At 67.4% G+C, this 1,198-nt stretch carries 1 protein-coding gene; it reads right to left on the minus strand.

Annotated elements, in window-relative coordinates:
• Positions 1-1,076 (minus strand): IS1380 family transposase (locus AZG88_RS28975; RefSeq protein WP_061699862.1); only part of this gene is annotated, 1,076 nt, incomplete at its 3' end.
• Positions 1,077-1,198 lie beyond the last annotated feature (122 nt).

Consider the following 1,198-nt stretch of genomic DNA (forward strand, 5'->3'; position numbering starts at 1 on the left):
CGGGCGCGGCGGCGGTGGCGTAGTTCGAGGTCGGGGAGCCCGCCGTGGCGGGTGTTGGTGACGAACGCGGTCAACCGCAGCCCGTCGTGGTCGGTGAACCGCAGCTGCGCGCCAGGGTGAGGGCGTTCCTTGCGCACGACAAGCCGCATCCCGGCCGGCCATGACGACAGGTCGACCAGATCGGTGAGTTCGGCAACCCAAGCGCCGTCGCGGACCTGCCCGTCGGCGTCGTAGGCGGGTGTCCATCCGTCCTGCGGGATCGAGGAGATCTCGGTGACCATGGCGTCGGTCAGCCCGAACCCGATCGAGTACGACAGCCGTCGCTTGGTCAGATACTCGAGGAACGCGTGGCTGCCGCCGGCACCATCGGTGCGGATCAGGATCGTGCGGCCGACCCGATATCCCGGATCGCACGGCAACTGCGCCAACGCCTTCTTGACGACGGTGATGTGGTCGGCGGCGGTGTTCGAGCCGGCGTTGCCGGCTCGCAGCAGCATCGCCACCGGTTCCCCGGTGCCCTCGCCACCGTGGTCGACGAACGCGCACAACGGGTGGAATCCGAAGCCGCGTTTGAAGGTCGGTGCCGCGTGTTCCTTCTCCGAATGCGCTGTGACGAGGGTGGCGTCCAGGTCGATGATCAGCGGGTGGTATTCGTCGATGTCGTCGTCGGGTGCCCGGTCCCCGGCCGCGGACCACGCGGCCGTGCGGACTGCGGCACGGGCCGTGTCGATCGCCGACAGGGCCATATCGGCGTCGGTGGCGAGGGTGGCGATCAAGCGGGACACCGTCGGATCGGAGGCGACCGGACCGAACACCTCCGGATGCGCCCGCAACTGGGCGATGTCGGCGAGGCAGTCACCGCCGAGCGCCAAGGCCACCGCCAGATCGAGCACGATCTTGCCGGGATCGTGGCGCGACAACGGCTTTCGCCAGGGAGACAGGGCCACCGACAGGGCATCGGTCAACCCCGTCTTCTCGGCAGTGCGCAACAACAGAACCGAGCCGGCATGCGACACGACCCCGGTTCCGGTGGCCGATGCGGACAGACGTGGGTACGGGGACGTAGACTTGCCCACCTGAATGGTGCTCCTCGAACTCGGATGACTCGGACCTTAGACAAGTCGAATCATCCCAGGTCAGGGCACCATTCTTCGTTAGCGACACCCGTCAGGTAACGAGTTCGCATGAAAGCGGCAGG

Origin of the sequence: Rhodococcus sp. LB1, assembly GCF_001583455.1 — a bacterium.
GTDB classification, from domain to species: domain Bacteria; phylum Actinomycetota; class Actinomycetes; order Mycobacteriales; family Mycobacteriaceae; genus Rhodococcus_F; species Rhodococcus_F opacus.